Genomic DNA, 16,215 nt, shown 5'->3' with positions numbered 1-16,215 from the left:
TTAGCGGCGATGAGCCAGCGAACGCACGAGCCGATCGCCCAGGATTTGCACGCCCTGGACGAGGATGACCAACACCACCACGGTGGCGACCATCACTTCATTGTTGAAACGCTGATAGCCATAACGGATCGCCAGATCGCCGAGCCCGCCGCCACCGATGACCCCGGCCATCGAAGAAAAACCGATCAGCATCACCAGCGTCAGGGTGATGCCCGCGAGCAACGCTGGCAGGGCTTCGGGCAGCAGCACTTTGAAAATCACATGGCCGATGTCGCCACCCATGGCGAGGATCGCTTCGATGCGGCCCTTGTCGACTTCGTCCAGCGCGTTTTCGACGATGCGCGCGAAGAACGGAAACGCGCCAATGGTGATCGGCACTACCGCAGCGGTGCTGCCCAGCGTGGTGCCGACGACCAGACGGGTCAGCGGAATCAAGGCGATCAGCATCACCACGAACGGCAGCGAACGGCCGAGATTGACCAGACTGCTGAGTGCCGCATTGAAACGCGGCATCGGCCGCAATCCGTCACGGCGACTGATAAACAGCAGCACACCCAGCGGCAAACCGATCAGCAGCGTGAACAGCCCCGCGAGCAACACCATGTACAGGGTTTCGCCAGTGGCGTTGAACACCAGTTGCAGGATTTCATCCCAATTGATCGAACGGTTCATGACTGCGCCGCCCTTACGCCGTATTGCTTGAGAAAGGTCAGGCCCGGGGCGTCATGGCCCAGCGGTAATCCGCAAGTCGGACGCAGTGAACTGCCGAGCGCCGACTGTGGATCAGCGAGCAGACGTGGCACCGGCCCGGCCTCGACCAGCCGTCCGTTGGCCATAAATGCGGCGTGATCGCAGATCGACTTGACCACGTCGAGTTCGTGGGTGATCAGCACGATGGTCAGGCCCAATTGCCGATTGATGTCGCGCAGCAGATCAAGAATTGAAGCAGTGGTTTCCGGATCGAGGGCGCTGGTGGCTTCGTCCGACAGCAGATACGCCGGCTCCGCTGCCAAGGCGCGGGCAATCCCCACTCGCTGCTTTTGCCCGCCGGACAGTTGCGAAGGAAAGGCTTGCGCCTTGTCGCTCAAACCGACCAGTTCCAGCAGCTCGCGAACCCGCACATGGCGCCACGGTTTGCCGACGTTGGCGATTTCCAGCGGCACGGCGATGTTGTCGAACACGTTGCGCGAGTGCAGCAGGTTGAAGCCCTGAAAGATCATGCCGATACGCTGACGTTGCTTGCGCAGTTCGCTGTCGGACAGCGCCAGCAGATCCACACCATCAATCAGAATCTTGCCGCTGTCTGGTCGTTCAAGCAGGTTGAGGCAACGCAGCAGCGTCGACTTGCCCGCCCCGCTCCGCCCGAGAATCCCGTAGACCGCGCCGTCAGGAATGCTCAGCGAGACCTGATCCAGCGCCGGTTGCGTGGCCGACGCGTAGGTTTTGCTCAACTGCTCGACGGCGATCATGGCTTGCCGCCCGCCACCGGAATCACCGAGCCGGCAAAGTTATCGGTGATGTATTTGGCGACTTCCGGCGAAGTCAGATCCTTGGCCAGTTGTGCGATGCGTGGATCGTGCTCCAGCTTCGGTGTGGTCACCAGGATGTTGGCATAGGGATTGTGCTCGGCCTTCTCGAGGCCCAAGGCGTCTTTGGCCGGCACCAGGCCTGCGTCGAGCGCGTAGTTGCCGTTGATCACTGCCAGATCGACGTCGTCGAGCGAACGTGGAATCTGCGGTGATTCGATTTCGAGGATCTTCAGTTGTTTTGGGTTTTCGGCGATGTCCTTGGGCGTTGCCTGATCGGCGGCCGGATCGTTGAAACCGGGCTTGAGCTTGATCAGGCCGTTGTCCTGCAACAGGTACAGCGCGCGGCTCAGATTGGTGACGTTGTTGGGTACGGCGACCGTGCCTTTTTCCGGCACGTCGGCGAAGCTTTTGTGCCGACGTGAATAAATCCCCAATGGCTCGATATGCACGGTGGCCGCCACCGCGAGTTTCTCGCCGAGCGCCTGCTCCTGAGATTTCAGATACGGCAGGTGCTGGAAGTAATTGGCGTCGACATCACCGTGTACCAGCAGCTCATTGGAGTTCACACCGTTGGGGATTTCGATGACTTTGAGGTTGAGCTGCGGATCGATTTTCTGGATATACGCGAGGATCTGCGCGTGGGGCACCGGGTCGGCGGCAACACGCAACGGTTCCAGGGCCTGCGCGCCGAAAGAGCTCACCAGTGCGCCGAGGACGGCCAGGGTCAAACCTGCTTTTTTAATCATGTGCGGAGTCCTTGAGCGAATGATGAATCAGGCGGTTTTACGAACAGGAACTGGGGGCAGCAACGCGTCGGCGTAGAAGCGCTGCGCAACGTCCGGATGCGAGCGCAAACGACCCTTGAGGTAGTTCCAGCCGACATCACGAAACAGCGGATTGAGCGGATCACTCGCCGGCCCGCGCGCCTCGCGCAACAGCACGGTGGGCAACGGGTACAGCGGCACCACCGCATCGAGTTGCGCGCCGAGGAAGAACGCGATCGACAGGCGTTCGCTGCCCGCCGGTGGCGAAACCACGCGGTGCACCGTGGCGCGCAGATAACCGTTGGTGGCCAGTTCGAGCAGCTCGCCGATGTTCACCACCAAGGTGTTTTCGCGGGGTAATGCGTCGATCCAGCGGCCTTCTTCGATCTCGACTTGCAGCCCGGCCTGTTGGTCTTGCAGCAGAAAACTCAAGAACCCGGAATCCTTGTGCGCGCCTACGCCTTGATGGCTCGCCTCGCTCAACTGCCCGGGATAGCGCATCAACTTGATGTGTTCGTTGGGTTTGTCACCGTAGAGCTGATCGAAGGCATCGGCGCGCAGTGACAGCGCCTGAGCGAAGGCCCGCAGCAAGCGCAACGACATGCGCGTCATCGCCTGTTGCCATTCGAGCAGCAGGGGTTTCAGTCCAGGGAGTGCCGCTGGCCATTGGTTGGGGCCTTGCAGCCGCGCCCACAATGGACTGTCTTCGTTTAACGGCAGGGCTTCACGCTCGGCGCCGAGATCAAACTGTTCGCGTTGATCGGGTTGCCCGCGAGTGATCTCGGAAGCCGCACGGTTGTAGCCGCGAAAATGCGGCGAATTGATCATGCCGACGGCGGTTTTTTCGCTGTCGGGCAAGGCGAAGAATTGTCGGGCGTGGGCCTGCACTTGCTCGAGCAGCGTACTGTCGATGCCGTGGCCGGTGAGGTAGAAGAAACCGACGTCACGGGCGGCGTGGCGCAGGCTTTCAAGGAATTGATAACGCTGTTGCGCGGTGCCTTCGAACAGGGACAGGTCGAGGGTTGGCAGTGTGGTGATATCCAAGGTATGCGGCATGATTCACTCCTGGGTGAACCAAACCTGAAGAACCTTTGATCGATTCAGCGTGTGCCGTCATGGCAATCGGGGGTCTATCGGTTTGATGCGTTTATTCGTCGTTGAGGACAAAACTAAACGATCTTAAAAACAGCGGGCCAATATCTTTTTTGCATTACCTTAGGCCGATCACTGTAGGAGCTGCCGCAGGCTGCGATCTTTTGATGTTGATTTTTTAGAAACAAGATCAAAAGATCGCAGCCTGCGGCAGCTCCTACAAAGAGGGGGTCAGGCACGCGGGCGTTGACTGCGTTGTTCGGCGCTGGCGTCTGGCGCGGTTTGCAGCTGGAAGTCGAACTTGAGTTTGGCGTGGCGTCCCAACGTTTCGTGCTCATGGAACACCACCTCGCCGACCAACCCTTCACGGGTCGCGTAAGCAAAGTCATCCCACAAATATTGATCGCCCGACAGATTGATCTGCGTGGTCAGGTGTCGATGCCCCGGTGCGCTGATAAAAAAGTGCACATGCGCCGGACGCTGACCGTGACGACCGAGCAAGTTCAGACATTCCTGCGTCGGGCCCTGCGGGTCGCAGCCATATCCGGAGGGAACGATGCTGCGTGCGCGGTAACAGCCTTCGGCGTCGGTGATGATCCGGCGGCGCAGGTTGTATTCGGACTGGCTCGGATCAAAAAACGAGTAGGTGCCTTTGGTATTGGCGTGCCACACGTCGACTGTGGCGCCGGCCAGCGGCTGGCCGTGGAGGTCAAGCACCTGGCCTTGGAGAAACATCACCGTGGCAACGCCGTCCTCGCTGCCATCGTCCATGCGGCACTCGCCTTCACACAGCGGCGCACCCGCGACGTAGAGCGGCCCTTCGATGGTGCGCGGCGTGCCGCCGGTCAAGCCGATTTGTGCGTCTTTGGCGTCCTGGAGCAGATCGAGGAAGTGTTCGATGCCAAGACCGGCGACCAACAACCCCGCCTCCGAGCGACCGCCCAAACGATTGAGATAGTCGACGGCTTTCCAGAATTCGTCTTCGCTGATTTCGAGATCTTCGATGATTTTTGCGGTGTCCTGCAGTACGCGCAGAACGATGGTTTTCAAACGCGAACTGCCGTCGTCGTTGGTGAAGCCGGCGGCTTCTTTGAAGAAGGTTTGCAGCTCAGGCGTGTGGGCAATTTTCACGGTCATGGTGGGTTACCTCATCTTGTTGTTGTGTTGACGCAGTTCTTAATTCACACCCTTTTCCCTTGTAGGAGTGAGCCTGCTCGCGATCGCGGTCAATCAGTCGCCATGGATGCTGAATAAACGACCGCTATCGCGAGCAGGCTCACTCCTACAAGGGTTGGGGGGCTCAGCGGTCGTCGGCGTGGATCGACGACGGATGTCGGCAGAGCCCGTTGATCTCGATGTCCATGTAGGGGAACAACGGCAATTGCATCAGCGTGTCGTGCAGCGCTTCGACGCTTGGCAGATCAAACACGCTGTAGTTGGCGTAATGCCCGGCGATGCGCCACAGGTGACGCCACTGGCCTTCGCGTTGCAGCCGTTGCGCCAGTTCTTTTTCGTCAGCCTTGAGTCGAGTGGCGATGGCCGGATCCATGTCGACAGGCAATTTCACGGTCATTTTTACGTGGAACATCATGGTGGCTTTCCTCTGGTTGTGATCGGTTCAGGAACGGCGAAAACGCGCCAACCGCTCTTCGTCCAGCGTCAGGCCAAGGCCCGGGGTACGCGGGATGTGCAGGTGAAAATCGCGGTACTCGGGCCGTTCGGTGACGATGTCTTCGGTCAGCAGCAACGGCCCGAACAGCTCGGTGTCCCAGGTCAGTTGCTTGAGCGTGAGAAAGGCGTGGGCCGAGGCCAGCGTGCCGACGGAGCCTTCGAGCATGGTGCCGCCATACAACGCGATGCCGGCGGCCTCGGCGATTTGCGCGGTTCTGAGCACGGCGCGGGGGCCACCGTTCTTGGCGATTTTCAGGGCGAACACGCTGGCCGCGCCGTCAGCGGCGAGGCTGAAAGCATCCTCGACACTTTCAATTGATTCATCGGCCATGATCGGCGCCGGGCTGCGCTGATTCAGACGAATCTGCCCGGAGCGGTTGACCCGCGAGATCGGCTGTTCAATCAGATCAATGCCGTTGTCGCCCAATACCTGGCAGCCACGAATCGCCTGGGACTCATCCCAATATTGATTGACGTCGACCCGCACACTGGCGCGATCGCCCAAAGCTTTTTTGATCGCCACGACGTGCTTGAGATCCTGCTCCAACGGATTGGCGCCGATCTTCAATTTGAAGATGCGATGACGCCGTACTTCAAGCATCTGCTCGGCCTCGGCAATGTCGCGGGCGGTGTCGCCACTGGCCAGGGTCCAGGCCACTTCCAGGCTGTCGCGCACGCGGCCGCCGAGCAGTTCGCTGACGGGCAAACCGAGGCGTTTGCCCTGGGCGTCGAGCAGCGCGCTTTCGATGCCGGATTTGGCGAAGGTGTTGCCCTTGGCGAGCTTGTCGAGCCGCTGCATCGCCGCGTTGATGTTGTTGGCGTCCATGCCGACCAACGCTGGCGCGAGGTGCGCATCAATGTTGGCCTTGATGCTCTCCGGGCTTTCGTAACCGTAGGCAAGGCCGCCGATGGTGGTGGCTTCACCGATGCCTTCAACCCCATCGCTGCAGCGCAGGCGCAGGATCACCAGCGTCTGCTTTTGCATCGTGTGCATCGCCAGTTTGTGCGGGCGAATGGTCGGCAGGTCGACGATGATCGTCGTCAGGTTTTCAATCAGGATTCGCGGCATATCAATGCTCCTTGAGAAGTACTCAGCCGAGGTCGCCGCCACCGACCGGCAAGGTCACGCCGGTGATGTACGAAGCGTCGTCAGAGGCGAGAAAGAGGATCGCGCCGACCTGTTCATCGAGGCTGCCGTAGCGTTTCATCAGGCTACTGTCGAGGGTTTGCGTGACGATTTGCTGGTACCAGGTTTGTTCTTGCGCCGACTGTTCGGCGTCGTTGCGCGGGATGCGCCGAGGTGGCGCTTCGGTACCGCCGGGTGCAGTAGCGTTGACGCGAATGCCACGCTCGGCGTTTTCAAAGGCCAGGCACGCGGTGAGTGCGTTGATGCCGCCCTTGGCCGCGCCGTACGGCACACGATTGACGCTGCGGGTGGCGATTGAGGAAACGTTGACGATGGCGCCGCTACCTTGTTTGAGCATGTACGGCAGCGCGGCGTGGCAGCACCACAAGGTCGGGAATAACGAGCGACGCACTTCCGCTTCGATCTGGTCGACCTGGTAGTGCTCGAACGGCTTGGCCCAGATCGTGCCGCCAACGTTGTTGATCAGGATGTCGAGTCGACCGAAAGTGTTGATCGCTTCGGCCATGACCCGGGCGCAATCGTCGTATTGTTCGAGGTCGGCGGTCAGTGCCAGAACACCCTCGCCTTGCAGTTCGTGAACCAGTTCGGAGCGGTCGACGGCGACCACTTGCGCGCCTTCGCTGAGCAGGCGCTCGCAGACGCGGCGGCCGATGCCCTGCGCCGCGCCAGTGACCAGCGCGACTTTGTTGGAGAATCTGTCGTTCATGACAACCTCGATGCAAACGAATATCGAAACTGTGGTGAGGGGATTTAGCGAAACGTCGCACCGCCCCGATGGGGCGTGTAGCGGCCCTTCTTTTCAGCAACAATCGTCGGGGACTGCTGCGCAGTCCAACGGGGATAAATCCCCTCGCCACAGGTAGGGACAGGCCCACAGATGAGAGCCAGGCCACAGATTGGGGGCAATCCACAGATGAGGGGCAGACCACGATGAGAGGCAGGCCCACATACGGGGATCAGGCCGCGGCGAATTTTTCGTAGTAGAAATTCGCCGGGGTGATGCCCTGCTCGCGGATGTATTGGCTGACCGCCTCGACCATCGGCGGTGGCCCGCACAGGTAGACGTCGACGTCACCGTCGTTGAGGTGGCGCGGTTCGATGTGCTGGGTGACGTAGCCCTTGAGCGGGTGAACGCTCTGCGGGTTGGCCACACAGGCGCCGAAGCTGAAATTGGCGATGCGTGCGGCAAAGGCTTCGAGGCGATCCAGTTCAACCAGATCGAAATCGTTGGTCACGCCATAGATCAAATGCACCGGGTGCGCACTGCCCTGCTCGGCGATCTTTTCCAGCATCGCGGTGAACGGCGCCAGACCGGTACCACCGGCGAGCAACAGCAGCGGCCGCTTGATCTCGCGCAGATAGAAACTGCCCAAGCTGCCCGACCAGATTCATGCTGTCGCCGGCCTTGGCCAGGCCGGTGAGGAAGCTGCTCATCAAGCCGCCGGGCACGTTGCGAATCAGAAAACTGACCTCGCCATTCTTCTGCAACGAGCTGAAGGAATATGCACGACTGTGTTCGCTGCCCGGCACTTGCAGGTTGACGTATTGCCCAGGCAGAAACGCCAGTTTGCTCAGCGCCTCGCCCTTGATCGACAGCGCGATGGTGCTCTCGGACAACTGCCGGACAGCGCTGATCGCCGCCTGAAAATTGGCCTGTTCGGTTTTGCAGACCTGCGAGCCAACCGGCACTCGCACCACGCAATCGCTTGCGGCGCGCATCTGGCAGGTCAGCACATAACCTTGTGCGAGTTCGTCGGCGCTCAAGGCGTCTTCGATGAAGTTGTCGCCCATCTCGTAACGCCCGGCCTCGGCGAAACATTTGCAGGTGCCGCAGGCGCCGTCGCGGCAGTCCAGCGGTATGTTGATGCCTTGGCGATACGCCGCGTCGGCGACAGTTTCATGGCTGCCGGCCTCGATGAAACGGGTGACGCCGTCTTCAAAATTAAGGGCGATCTGGAAATTCATGGTGCACCTCGCCGTGTCGACTAGATGTGATAGATGTCGATAAGCTGACGGACGTAATCGTTTTTCAGCACGACTTTCTTGGCCTTGATCAGCGGCTGTTCGCCACGCAGATCGAGGGTGTAGAAACTGCTGCCGAAGTAGCTGTCGGTGACCTGATAGCGAAAGCTCAGGGTGTGCCAGTTGAAGCGCACCTGGCACTGGTCGGCGCTGTGCTCGACGATCTCGATGTTGCTCAGGTTGTGCGAGGTGCGGGTGTCGGGAATCGTCGCGCTGGAGCGCTCGGTCTTGATCCGGAAGATGCGGTCTTCGAGGCCGCCACGGTTGCCGTACCAGATCAGCGAGATTTCGCTTTGCGGGTCTTCGGTGAGCGTGTCGTTGTCGTCCCAGGCCGGCATCCAGAAAGTCGCGTCGGCGGCGTACAGCTCCAGCCATTGATCCCACTGGCCGTCATCGAGATAACGCGCTTCGCGGTAGAGAAAATCACGCACATTGTCGTAGAGATTGCTCATCACACAGCCTCCACGGGGATCAGTTGTGGCTCGGCGGCAGCGGCTTTGAGCATGGTCTCCTGCCAGTACTTGTGTTGCAGCACGAACAGGCCTTCGTCCTCGGTGCGCATACCGGAAAGCAATGGCTTGAGGTTGATTTCCTCGGCGGCTGCGTCGGCGCCTTCGACCCAGTGGGTCGCGCCCCGGGACATATCGTTCCAGCCGCGCCCGGCGCCGTAACCGGTCTGGCACGAGCGGAACTCTTCCAGATCATCCGGCGTGGCCATGCCGCTGACATTGAAGAAGTCTTCGTACTGGCGAATACGTTTGGCGCGCGCCTCGGCGCTCTCGCCTTTGGGGGCGATGCAGTAAATGGTGATTTCAGTCTTGTTGACCGAGATTGGCCGGGCGATGCGAATCTGCGAACTGAACTGATCCATCAGATACACGTTGGGGTACAGGCACAGGTTGCGCGAGTTTTCGATCATCCAGTCAGCGCGGGCCTGACCGAAATCCCGAGCGAGTTCGTCGCGGCGCTCGTAGGCCGGACGGTCTTCGGGATTGGCCCAGCGCGTCCAGAGCAGCAGATGGCCGTGATCGAAGGAATAGAAACCGCCGCCCTTCTTCGCCCAACTGCCAGCGCTCATGGTCTTGATCGCCTCGCCCGCTTCGCGTTGCTGACGCTGGTTCTGGGTGGCGGCGTAGTTCCAGTGCACGGAGCTGACGTGATAACCGTCGGCACCATTTTCGGCAGTGAGTTTCCAGTTGCCTTCGTAGATATAGGAACTGGAACCGCGCAGTACTTCGAGACCTTCCGGCGACTGGTCGACGATCATGTCGATGATCTTCGCTGACTCGCCCAAGTGCTCGGTAAGGGATTTCACATCGGCATTCAGACTGCCAAACAGAAAGCCGCGGTAGGACTCGAAACGCGCGACTTTGGTCAGGTCATGGGAGCCTTCGCAGTTAAAGCTTTGCGGGTAACCGGCCTCAGTCGGATCTTTGACCTTGAGCAGTTTGCCGCTGTTGTTGAACGTCCAGCCGTGGAACGGGCAGGTATAGCTGGAACGGTTGCCGGATTTGTGCCGGCAAAGCATGGCGCCGCGATGGCTGCAGGCGTTGAGAAAAGCGTTGAGCACGCCGTCCTTGTTGCGCGCGATGAAGATCGGCTGGCGCCCCATGGTGGTGGTCAGAAAATCGTTGTTGTTGGGCAGTTGGCTTTCGTGGGCGAGGTAAATCCAGTTGCCTTCGAAGATGTGCGCCAGCTCCAGTTCGAACAGACGCGGATCGGTGAACATCTCCCGCTTGCAGCGGTAGGCGCCCTTGTCTTGGTCTTCTTCAAGCATGGCATTGAGGTAGTCGATTCCCAGGGACATGGCCAGGGCCTCCATTGTTATTGTTCAGGCCAGGTCAGATTAGGGAGGCGCAGCGCGGGGCAATAGCCGAATCCTGCAGATCGCTATCCGTTTTGTGCAGGACGGCGCGGCAGATGATTCGGACTGTTTCGAAGGGCGATCAGTGGCGGCGTTTGAGGGTGTGCGACGGCAATTCGCCGAACTGCTGGCGATAGCTTTCGGCGAAACGGCCCAAGTGCAGGAAGCCGTAATCCAGCGCCAGCTCCGTGAGGTTGCGCACCGGGCAGCTCGGGTCGCTGAGGCAGGCGTGAATACGCGCCAGTTTGCGCTGACGGATGTATTGCATCGGCGTAACGCCGAGTTGGCGTTCGAACAGGCTGTACAGCGAACGCGGGCTCATGCTCGCCTGCGCGGCCAGGTGTTCGGCGGGCAGATCGAGTTTCAGGTTGCGCTCGATGTAATCGAGGATGCGCTCGAAACTGACGCTCGGTGCACTGAGGCTCTCACGGCAGACATTGGTGTTCATCAGCGAGATCAGTTTGCTGCCGATGATCTGCGCATAGTGCTCCTGCACCCGCAGCAACGGATCGCTGGCCTCGGCTTCCTGGCAAATCATCGCGAGCAGATTGGTGAAGCCTTCCAGTTCGTTCAACTGATAGTGATTGCGCAGGAAGCGGATACCGCTCGAAGGTCGCAACCAGCGCTGCTCGTCGCACACCGACTCGAGCACGCTGACCGGCACTTTGAGGATGAATTTTTCGCAGTCGTCGGAGTAAGTCAGATCGACCGGATCATCCGGATTGATCAATAACAACTCGCCCGGCACCAAATGATGTTCACGTTTATGCCCGCGCCACAGGCAATTGCCTTGCAGCAGCACTTGCAAGTGATACACGGTTTCCAGCGCCAGCGACGTCACCCGGACGCTGCCGCCATAACTGATGCGGCACAGATCGAGATCGGCGAGTTTGCGATGGTTGAGGCTGGCTTGCGGATGGGCGGTTTTGGACAGGCCGATGAAGTGCTGGCCAACGTGCTGATTGACGTAGTCGGAGACGGCATAGGGATCAGCGTGACGAAACACGCTGCTGCGATCACTCAGCAGATGACTGTCCATTAGGCGGTGCTCGATCTTGTCGTTATGGGGTGCACGGTTTTCAGGCTCACCGGTCACAGTACGCTTGCGTGCAAAAACCGGCAATTGGACGAAAGGTCGGGTATCCGTTAATCGAACACTTTGTGTTCAGCTTTTCAACGCCGTGCCGATAACGCGGAGACGCAAGAGCAACTCTCCCCTGTCGAAATTGAAGGACACCCGCATGAGCGACGCCTGGAACGAAGGGTATTTCACCGACGAAGGCTACACCTACAGCTATAGCCGCGAAATCAATCCGGTCTTCCAGCGTTACTGTTTGCTGCTGCGCGGTTTTGCCGGCTTGGAGACCACTGACGGCTATCACTGTGAATTGGGCTTTGGCCAGGGTGTGTCGATCAATATCCACGCTGCCGCCAACCCCGGTTCCTATGTGGGCACCGATTTCCACCCGGGTCAGGCTGGCCACGCCATAGCCTTGGCGAACAGCTGGAACAGTGACGCGCGGCTGTATGACGACAGTTTCGAACAACTGCTCGCGCGTAATGATCTGCCGCAATTCGACAGCATCAGCCTGCATGGCATCTGGACGTGGGTCAGCCGTGACAATCAGCAGCTGATCGTCGAATTTGCCCGTCGTCACCTCAAGCCGGGCGGGTTTCTGTACATCAGCTACAACTGTCTGCCCGGCTGGTCGCCTTCTGCGCCACTGCGCAATCTGTTCCGCCTGCACGATCGCTTCGCTACCAACAGTTCCGTTCGCCCTGATCAGCGCATAGACGCCGCGCTGCAATTCTCCGAGGCGTTGCTCGCAGCCAATCCCAACTACGCCAGCACCGCCCCAGGCCTCAATGCGCAACTGCAGAGCATCAAAGGCCAGAATCGTCAGTACGTCGCTCACGAATATTTCAACCGTGACTGGAACTGCATGTATTTCACCGACGTGGTCGACGCCCTCGCCCCGGCCAAACTCGACTATGCCGCGACCGCCGTGCCGCTGGACACGGTCGATCCGCTCAACCTGAGCGCTGAAGGCATGGACTTCCTCGAGGGCATCGATCACCCGATCATGCGCGAGCAAGCGCGGGATTATTTCGTTAACCAGAACTTCCGTCGCGATCTGTACGTGCGTGGCGCCAATCGACTGTCGGTGGCTGAGCAACGCCAGGGGCTATTGAATACGCGCTTTGTTCTGTTGCAGCCGGCGGAAAGCGTGGCCAGCAGTGTCAAAGGCCCGGCCGGCGAAGCAGCGTTGCAGGCTGACGTTTACGGCCCGGTACTCGAGGCTTTGGCGGCCGACGCCTATGTCGCAAAAACCCTGCGCCAGCTCTCAGCCACCGTGCCCGCAATGCCTTACGACGATCTGGTGCAGGCGCTCGCCGTGCTCGTCGGCATGGGCGCTGCAGCACCGTGCCAGAGCGAGGCCGCAGAGCGATTGGTGCAAGCACGTTGCAGCACGCTCAATCTGCAACTGTGCAAACGCTCGCTGCTGAGCGATAAGATCCAGACACTGGCCAGCCCGGTGACGGGCGGTGGCGTCGTGGTCAGCCGCTTCCATCAGTTGTTCCTGATCGCGATCAAACAGGGCAAAAATCACCCGATGGAGTGGGCACAACTGGCGTGGGCGGTGCTGGCTGAGCAAGGCGTCGTCCTGGTCAAAGACAATCAGCCGTTGACCACGGCCGAAGAAAATATCGCCGAGTTGACTGAGCAAGCCCATGCATTCGCCGCGAGCTCACTGATCATTCTGATGGCCTTGAACATCGTCTGAACGAATCACAGACAAAAAGAAGCCCGGCTGATAGTGCCGGGCTTTTTCGTTGAGGCCTGCGGTAAAACGACGCATTCAGGCGTTACGGCGTTCGAGCAGTCGATCAGCACCACCCTCGGCAACCAGATTGCCCTTCAGTCGATCCGAACCGTCGGCGGCAACGGCGTCACTGAACAGAGGATCGGTTTCGTTCGCGGCAACCGCGTCACTGAACAGCGGATCGGTTTCAGTCGCAGCAAAAGCGTTCAGGGCGAAGATCGAGAAAGCAATGCCGAGCAGGGTTTGGCGTTTCATGGTGTGTGCTCCGTGGTGCAGTGGTTGGGTATGGAGCCGATCTTACGCCGCGCTATCAATATGAGAACTTCATTGGGTTAATGGTTGTTATTGACGTCATCAATGATGGAGACCGCGCAGATTGAGCTCATCCCGGCGAGCATTAACGTCAGCCACTTTCCTGAAACGGGATGTCGACTATTCTCCAGACCAGAAACCGGCGAGCCAATAACTCAGGGAGAAAAACATGAAAGCAGCCGTATGGGTGCTGGCGTTGGCGTCACTGGCAGGCTGCGCGGCACCCTCAATGAATGAACTACGCCAGGAGGAACCGCGTCAGGTGCTGCATTCGAAAAAAGCCGTCAAGGTGATTGCCGACTGCGTCCAGCATGGCTGGGAGAACCTTTCGGTGTTCGAGGGCCGATCCGGGGCCACTCAGGAATCGGGCAAGAAAGGCGCGATTACGGTGGCCACAACGGGCTCGGCATACTTCGTTGATATTCAGCCTGATGCGTCCGGTTCGGTGGCGAAATATTACGCATCGACCTATCGCTGGATATCCAGGAAGCACTTGGACACTGTGGAAAGCTGCCTGTGATTTGCCGCCTGGCCCACTGCGCAGAGGTGGGCCGGGATTACTTGCACTTGGCCAACACCACCTGACAGGTGTTCGGCGTTCCACCGGAACGTCCGGCGTAGCGGATGCAGTTGTTCAAGGATTTTTGGCGAGCCATGTTCAGGCTGGAGCCCCACGCGAGACCGCCCTCGCCGACCGTTGGTAATGCCTTGGCGTAACAACTGTCGCCGACGCCTGATGGCGGATAGTGCTTTCGGCTCGAGCAGCCTGAGATCAACGTCAGGCTGATGACGATCAGCGCGAGCCAGGCCCACCCCTGACTCCGGCATCTCTGTAATCCGATCATCCCGTTTCACCTGCTGCAATGAGTCGTGACGAACTGAGTCTACCCGGTATGCCCAAGGGTCATGTAGGAGCTGCCGAAGGCTGCGATCTTTTGATCTGTTTTTAAGATCAACATCAAGAGATCGCAGCCTTCGGCAGCTCCTACAATAATCCGATTAGCCCGTTACCTCTGACCAACGCAGTCAAACTGTGGGAGCTGGCTTGCTCGCGAAGGCGGTGTGTCAGGTACCGAATTGTTAAACGAACGACCGCTTTCGCGAGCAAGCCCGCTCCCACACTTGGAACCGAGTACATTCAAAAAGACTGGTCGGCTGTCAGGCCGCCATCGCTGGCAAGCCAGCCACAGTGTTTTTTGGTGTGACCGGGATCTTGGAAGCACCCCAGAAACCTGTGGGAGCGGGCTTGCTCGCGAAGGCGGCGGCACATTCAAAACCATCGTGGCAGACACACCGCTTTCGCGAGCAAGCTCGGCTCCTACAAAAGCAAAAGCAACATCAAAAGATCGCAGCCTTCGGCAGCTCCTACACAGGATGAGCGCAAGCTCGGCTGCAGCTTTTGATTTTGCTTTACCCGCCCCGTCGGAAGGCTGAGTGGAGGGATTTATTCGGGGGTGGGAGCGCAGCGACCGTTTGGCGCAGCCAAATGCATCGAGAGGAGGTGCAGCGCAGCAAACCGTAGGCGATGCGCCCGGATGAATTCCGTAACGAAGGAACCCCGAGCCCCAGCGAGCGGGCCGAACGCTGGGGCAAAGCCTTTTGGGTTACCTTTTCGGCGTCTGGAAAAGGTGACCCGCCGTAAGGGCGGAACCCTAAGCCGCCGTTACCGCAGCAATGGATATGTACTCGGTCAGTCAGAACATCATTGCCTGAGCCGACGCCTTCGCGAGCAAGCCCGCTCCCACAGTTGGAACGTGGTACTCCAAAAGAACACTGGTCGGCTGTCAGGCCGCCATCGCTGGCAAGCCAGCTCCACAGTGTTTTGGGTCGGGACCAGGGATTTTGGATGCACCCCAGAAACCTGTGGGAGCGGCCGTGCTCGCGAAGGCGTCATCACATTCAAAACCATCGTGGCAGACACACCGCTTTCGCGAGCAGGCTCGGCGCCTACAAGGATTCGTGCGTTCGGGCGTGAGGTGTCAGCTCACGGATCCACTTGCGCCATCAACTCCGGCACCGACTCCGGTCGTTTCGCATAACGCTGCGCCAACACCGCACAGACCATTAACTGAATCTGATGGAACAGCATCAGCGGCAGAATCAACACGCCAATCGTGCTGCCGGCAAACAACACTTGCGCCATTGGCACCCCGGTGGCCAGGCTCTTTTTCGAGCCGCAGAACAGGATGGTGATGCGGTCCATCCTGATTGAAGCCAAACGCCTTGCCCAACAGCGTCGAAGCCACCAGCACCAGCGCCAGCAAAATGCAGCAAACCACCACCAGTCCCAGCAACTCAATCAACGGAATCTGATGCCAGATACCTTCATTGACCGCCTCGCTGAACGCGCCGTACACCACCAGCAGAATCGAGCCCTGATCAACGAATTTCAACCAGCTCTTGTTGCGGCCGACCCACGCGCCGATCCAGCGGCGGGCAATCTGTCCGGCAATAAACGGCAGGAGCAATTGCACGCTGATCTTGAGGATCGCATCCAGCGTCGAACCGCCGTCACCGTGGACGTTGAGCAACAGCGTCACCAGCAACGGCGTGAGGAAGATCCCGAACAGGCTCGAGGCCGCCGCGCTGCAAATCGCCGCCGGAATATTGCCCCGCGCCAGCGAGGTGAAGGCAATCGCCGACTGCACCGTGGCCGGCAAGGCGCAGAGGTACAACATGCCCATGTACAGCTTGTCGCCGATCAGCGGTGAGAGCAGCGGTTTCAGCGCCAGGCCCAACAGCGGGAACAACACGAAGGTCAGGCCGAACACCAACAGATGCAAACGCCAATGACCGGCGCCGGCGATGATTGATTCGCGAGAGAGCTTGGCGCCATGCAGGAAAAACAGCAGCGCAATGGCGATGTTGGTCAGCCAGCCAAAACCGACCGCGACCTGGCCGCTGGCCGGCAGAAAACTGGCGAGCAGCACAACGCCGATCAGCGTCAGGGTGAAGTTATCGGGCAAAAATCTTGGGCGAGTCATGGTGT

15 protein-coding genes and 2 pseudogenes are annotated in these 16,215 nt (G+C 59.5%); 2 read left to right on the top strand and 15 right to left on the bottom strand.

All coding sequences use genetic code 11. The annotated features are described in order from the left end of the window. The 12 genes and pseudogenes from ACZZ0D_RS08365 to ACZZ0D_RS08310 all read right to left on the bottom strand — a co-directional run bounded on the left by ACZZ0D_RS08365 (position 1) and on the right by ACZZ0D_RS08310 (position 11,128). On the bottom strand, positions 1-672 hold the full coding sequence (locus ACZZ0D_RS08365; RefSeq protein ID WP_463552907.1) for a methionine ABC transporter permease: 672 nt from the start codon (positions 670-672) through the stop codon (positions 1-3). Beyond that, positions 669-1,469, bottom strand: a complete 801-nt coding sequence (locus tag ACZZ0D_RS08360) for a methionine ABC transporter ATP-binding protein (RefSeq protein ID WP_212544552.1) — start codon at positions 1,467-1,469, stop codon at positions 669-671. Before ACZZ0D_RS08360 ends, ACZZ0D_RS08365 begins: the two co-directional genes overlap by 4 nt. Next, on the bottom strand, positions 1,466-2,275 hold the full coding sequence (locus tag ACZZ0D_RS08355; RefSeq protein WP_053119562.1) for a MetQ/NlpA family ABC transporter substrate-binding protein: 810 nt from the start codon (positions 2,273-2,275) through the stop codon (positions 1,466-1,468). Before ACZZ0D_RS08355 ends, ACZZ0D_RS08360 begins: the two co-directional genes overlap by 4 nt. A 27-nt stretch (positions 2,276-2,302) precedes the next feature. Next, positions 2,303-3,349: an isopenicillin N synthase family dioxygenase gene (locus ACZZ0D_RS08350; RefSeq protein ID WP_463552906.1), complete on the bottom strand. Its 1,047-nt coding sequence runs from the start codon at positions 3,347-3,349 to the stop codon at positions 2,303-2,305. Between the two features lie 267 nt (positions 3,350-3,616). Further along, positions 3,617-4,522 (bottom strand): catechol 1,2-dioxygenase, encoded by a 906-nt coding sequence (gene catA / locus ACZZ0D_RS08345; RefSeq protein ID WP_463552905.1) that lies wholly within the window; start codon positions 4,520-4,522, stop codon positions 3,617-3,619. Positions 4,523-4,685: 163 nt separating this feature from the next. Further along, positions 4,686-4,976, bottom strand: a complete 291-nt coding sequence (gene catC / locus ACZZ0D_RS08340) for a muconolactone Delta-isomerase (protein ID WP_463552904.1) — start codon at positions 4,974-4,976, stop codon at positions 4,686-4,688. 27 nt (positions 4,977-5,003) lie between these two features. Further along, positions 5,004-6,125, bottom strand: a complete 1,122-nt coding sequence (locus ACZZ0D_RS08335) for a muconate cycloisomerase family protein (protein ID WP_463552903.1) — start codon at positions 6,123-6,125, stop codon at positions 5,004-5,006. A 22-nt stretch (positions 6,126-6,147) separates the two neighbouring features. Further along, a complete protein-coding gene (locus ACZZ0D_RS08330) occupies positions 6,148-6,909 on the bottom strand; it encodes a 1,6-dihydroxycyclohexa-2,4-diene-1-carboxylate dehydrogenase (protein WP_463552902.1) in 762 nt (253 codons plus the stop codon). A gap of 250 nt (positions 6,910-7,159) precedes the next feature. After that, a pseudogene (gene benC, locus ACZZ0D_RS08325) lies at positions 7,160-8,168 on the bottom strand (benzoate 1,2-dioxygenase electron transfer component BenC). A 20-nt stretch (positions 8,169-8,188) separates the two neighbouring features. After that, on the bottom strand, positions 8,189-8,677 hold the full coding sequence (gene benB / locus ACZZ0D_RS08320; RefSeq protein WP_008081326.1) for a benzoate 1,2-dioxygenase small subunit: 489 nt from the start codon (positions 8,675-8,677) through the stop codon (positions 8,189-8,191). Then, positions 8,677-10,032 carry a benzoate 1,2-dioxygenase large subunit gene (benA, locus tag ACZZ0D_RS08315; RefSeq protein ID WP_463552901.1) on the bottom strand — a complete coding sequence of 452 codons (1,356 nt, stop codon included), beginning with the start codon at positions 10,030-10,032 and terminating at the stop codon, positions 8,677-8,679. The genes benB and benA overlap by 1 nt, the downstream gene beginning before the upstream one ends. A gap of 139 nt (positions 10,033-10,171) precedes the next feature. After that, positions 10,172-11,128 carry an AraC family transcriptional regulator gene (locus ACZZ0D_RS08310; protein ID WP_463552900.1) on the bottom strand — a complete coding sequence of 319 codons (957 nt, stop codon included), beginning with the start codon at positions 11,126-11,128 and terminating at the stop codon, positions 10,172-10,174. Between the two features lie 202 nt (positions 11,129-11,330). On the opposite strand from ACZZ0D_RS08310, the gene ACZZ0D_RS08305 reads away from it, so the two are divergent. Then, positions 11,331-12,875, top strand: coding sequence for a methyltransferase regulatory domain-containing protein (locus ACZZ0D_RS08305; protein ID WP_463552899.1), 1,545 nt, complete (start codon positions 11,331-11,333; stop codon positions 12,873-12,875). 75 nt (positions 12,876-12,950) lie between these two features. On the opposite strand, the gene ACZZ0D_RS08300 is transcribed toward ACZZ0D_RS08305, so the two are convergent. After that, positions 12,951-13,169: a hypothetical protein gene (locus ACZZ0D_RS08300; protein WP_463552898.1), complete on the bottom strand. Its 219-nt coding sequence runs from the start codon at positions 13,167-13,169 to the stop codon at positions 12,951-12,953. Between the two features lie 226 nt (positions 13,170-13,395). Here ACZZ0D_RS08300 and ACZZ0D_RS08295 point away from each other — a divergent pair, with 226 nt between their 5' ends. After that, positions 13,396-13,746, top strand: a complete 351-nt coding sequence (locus ACZZ0D_RS08295; RefSeq protein WP_463552897.1) for a hypothetical protein — start codon at positions 13,396-13,398, stop codon at positions 13,744-13,746. A gap of 37 nt (positions 13,747-13,783) precedes the next feature. Here ACZZ0D_RS08295 and ACZZ0D_RS08290 read toward each other — a convergent pair whose 3' ends face one another. Beyond that, positions 13,784-14,071 carry a hypothetical protein gene (locus ACZZ0D_RS08290; protein WP_400749561.1) on the bottom strand — a complete coding sequence of 96 codons (288 nt, stop codon included), beginning with the start codon at positions 14,069-14,071 and terminating at the stop codon, positions 13,784-13,786. A 1,139-nt stretch (positions 14,072-15,210) separates the two neighbouring features. Next, positions 15,211-16,210: pseudogene (locus ACZZ0D_RS08285) on the bottom strand (bile acid:sodium symporter family protein). Between the last annotated feature and the right edge of the window lie 5 nt (positions 16,211-16,215).

The organism is Pseudomonas sp. AC193, assembly GCF_979258075.1.
The sequence above is the reverse complement of the archived record's forward strand: the minus strand, read 5'-3'. Positions and strand labels throughout refer to the sequence as shown.

Excerpts from the sequence above, each read along its gene's own strand:
- ACZZ0D_RS08295 (WP_463552897.1), top strand. The coding sequence starts at position 13,396 with ATGAAAGCAGCCGTATGGGTGCTGGCGTTGGCGTCACTGGCAGGCTGC.
- catC (WP_463552904.1), bottom strand. The coding sequence starts at position 4,976 with ATGATGTTCCACGTAAAAATGACCGTGAAATTGCCTGTCGACATGGAT.
- ACZZ0D_RS08360 (WP_212544552.1), bottom strand. The coding sequence starts at position 1,469 with ATGATCGCCGTCGAGCAGTTGAGCAAAACCTACGCGTCGGCCACGCAA.
- ACZZ0D_RS08305 (WP_463552899.1), top strand. The coding sequence starts at position 11,331 with ATGAGCGACGCCTGGAACGAAGGGTATTTCACCGACGAAGGCTACACC.
- ACZZ0D_RS08335 (WP_463552903.1), bottom strand. The coding sequence starts at position 6,125 with ATGCCGCGAATCCTGATTGAAAACCTGACGACGATCATCGTCGACCTG.
- ACZZ0D_RS08350 (WP_463552906.1), bottom strand. The coding sequence starts at position 3,349 with ATGCCGCATACCTTGGATATCACCACACTGCCAACCCTCGACCTGTCC.
- ACZZ0D_RS08290 (WP_400749561.1), bottom strand. The coding sequence starts at position 14,071 with ATGATCGGATTACAGAGATGCCGGAGTCAGGGGTGGGCCTGGCTCGCG.
- ACZZ0D_RS08365 (WP_463552907.1), bottom strand. The coding sequence starts at position 672 with ATGAACCGTTCGATCAATTGGGATGAAATCCTGCAACTGGTGTTCAAC.
- ACZZ0D_RS08300 (WP_463552898.1), bottom strand. The coding sequence starts at position 13,169 with ATGAAACGCCAAACCCTGCTCGGCATTGCTTTCTCGATCTTCGCCCTG.
- benB (WP_008081326.1), bottom strand. The coding sequence starts at position 8,677 with ATGAGCAATCTCTACGACAATGTGCGTGATTTTCTCTACCGCGAAGCG.
- ACZZ0D_RS08330 (WP_463552902.1), bottom strand. The coding sequence starts at position 6,909 with ATGAACGACAGATTCTCCAACAAAGTCGCGCTGGTCACTGGCGCGGCG.
- catA (WP_463552905.1), bottom strand. The coding sequence starts at position 4,522 with ATGACCGTGAAAATTGCCCACACGCCTGAGCTGCAAACCTTCTTCAAA.
- ACZZ0D_RS08310 (WP_463552900.1), bottom strand. The coding sequence starts at position 11,128 with ATGGACAGTCATCTGCTGAGTGATCGCAGCAGCGTGTTTCGTCACGCT.
- ACZZ0D_RS08355 (WP_053119562.1), bottom strand. The coding sequence starts at position 2,275 with ATGATTAAAAAAGCAGGTTTGACCCTGGCCGTCCTCGGCGCACTGGTG.
- benA (WP_463552901.1), bottom strand. The coding sequence starts at position 10,032 with ATGTCCCTGGGAATCGACTACCTCAATGCCATGCTTGAAGAAGACCAA.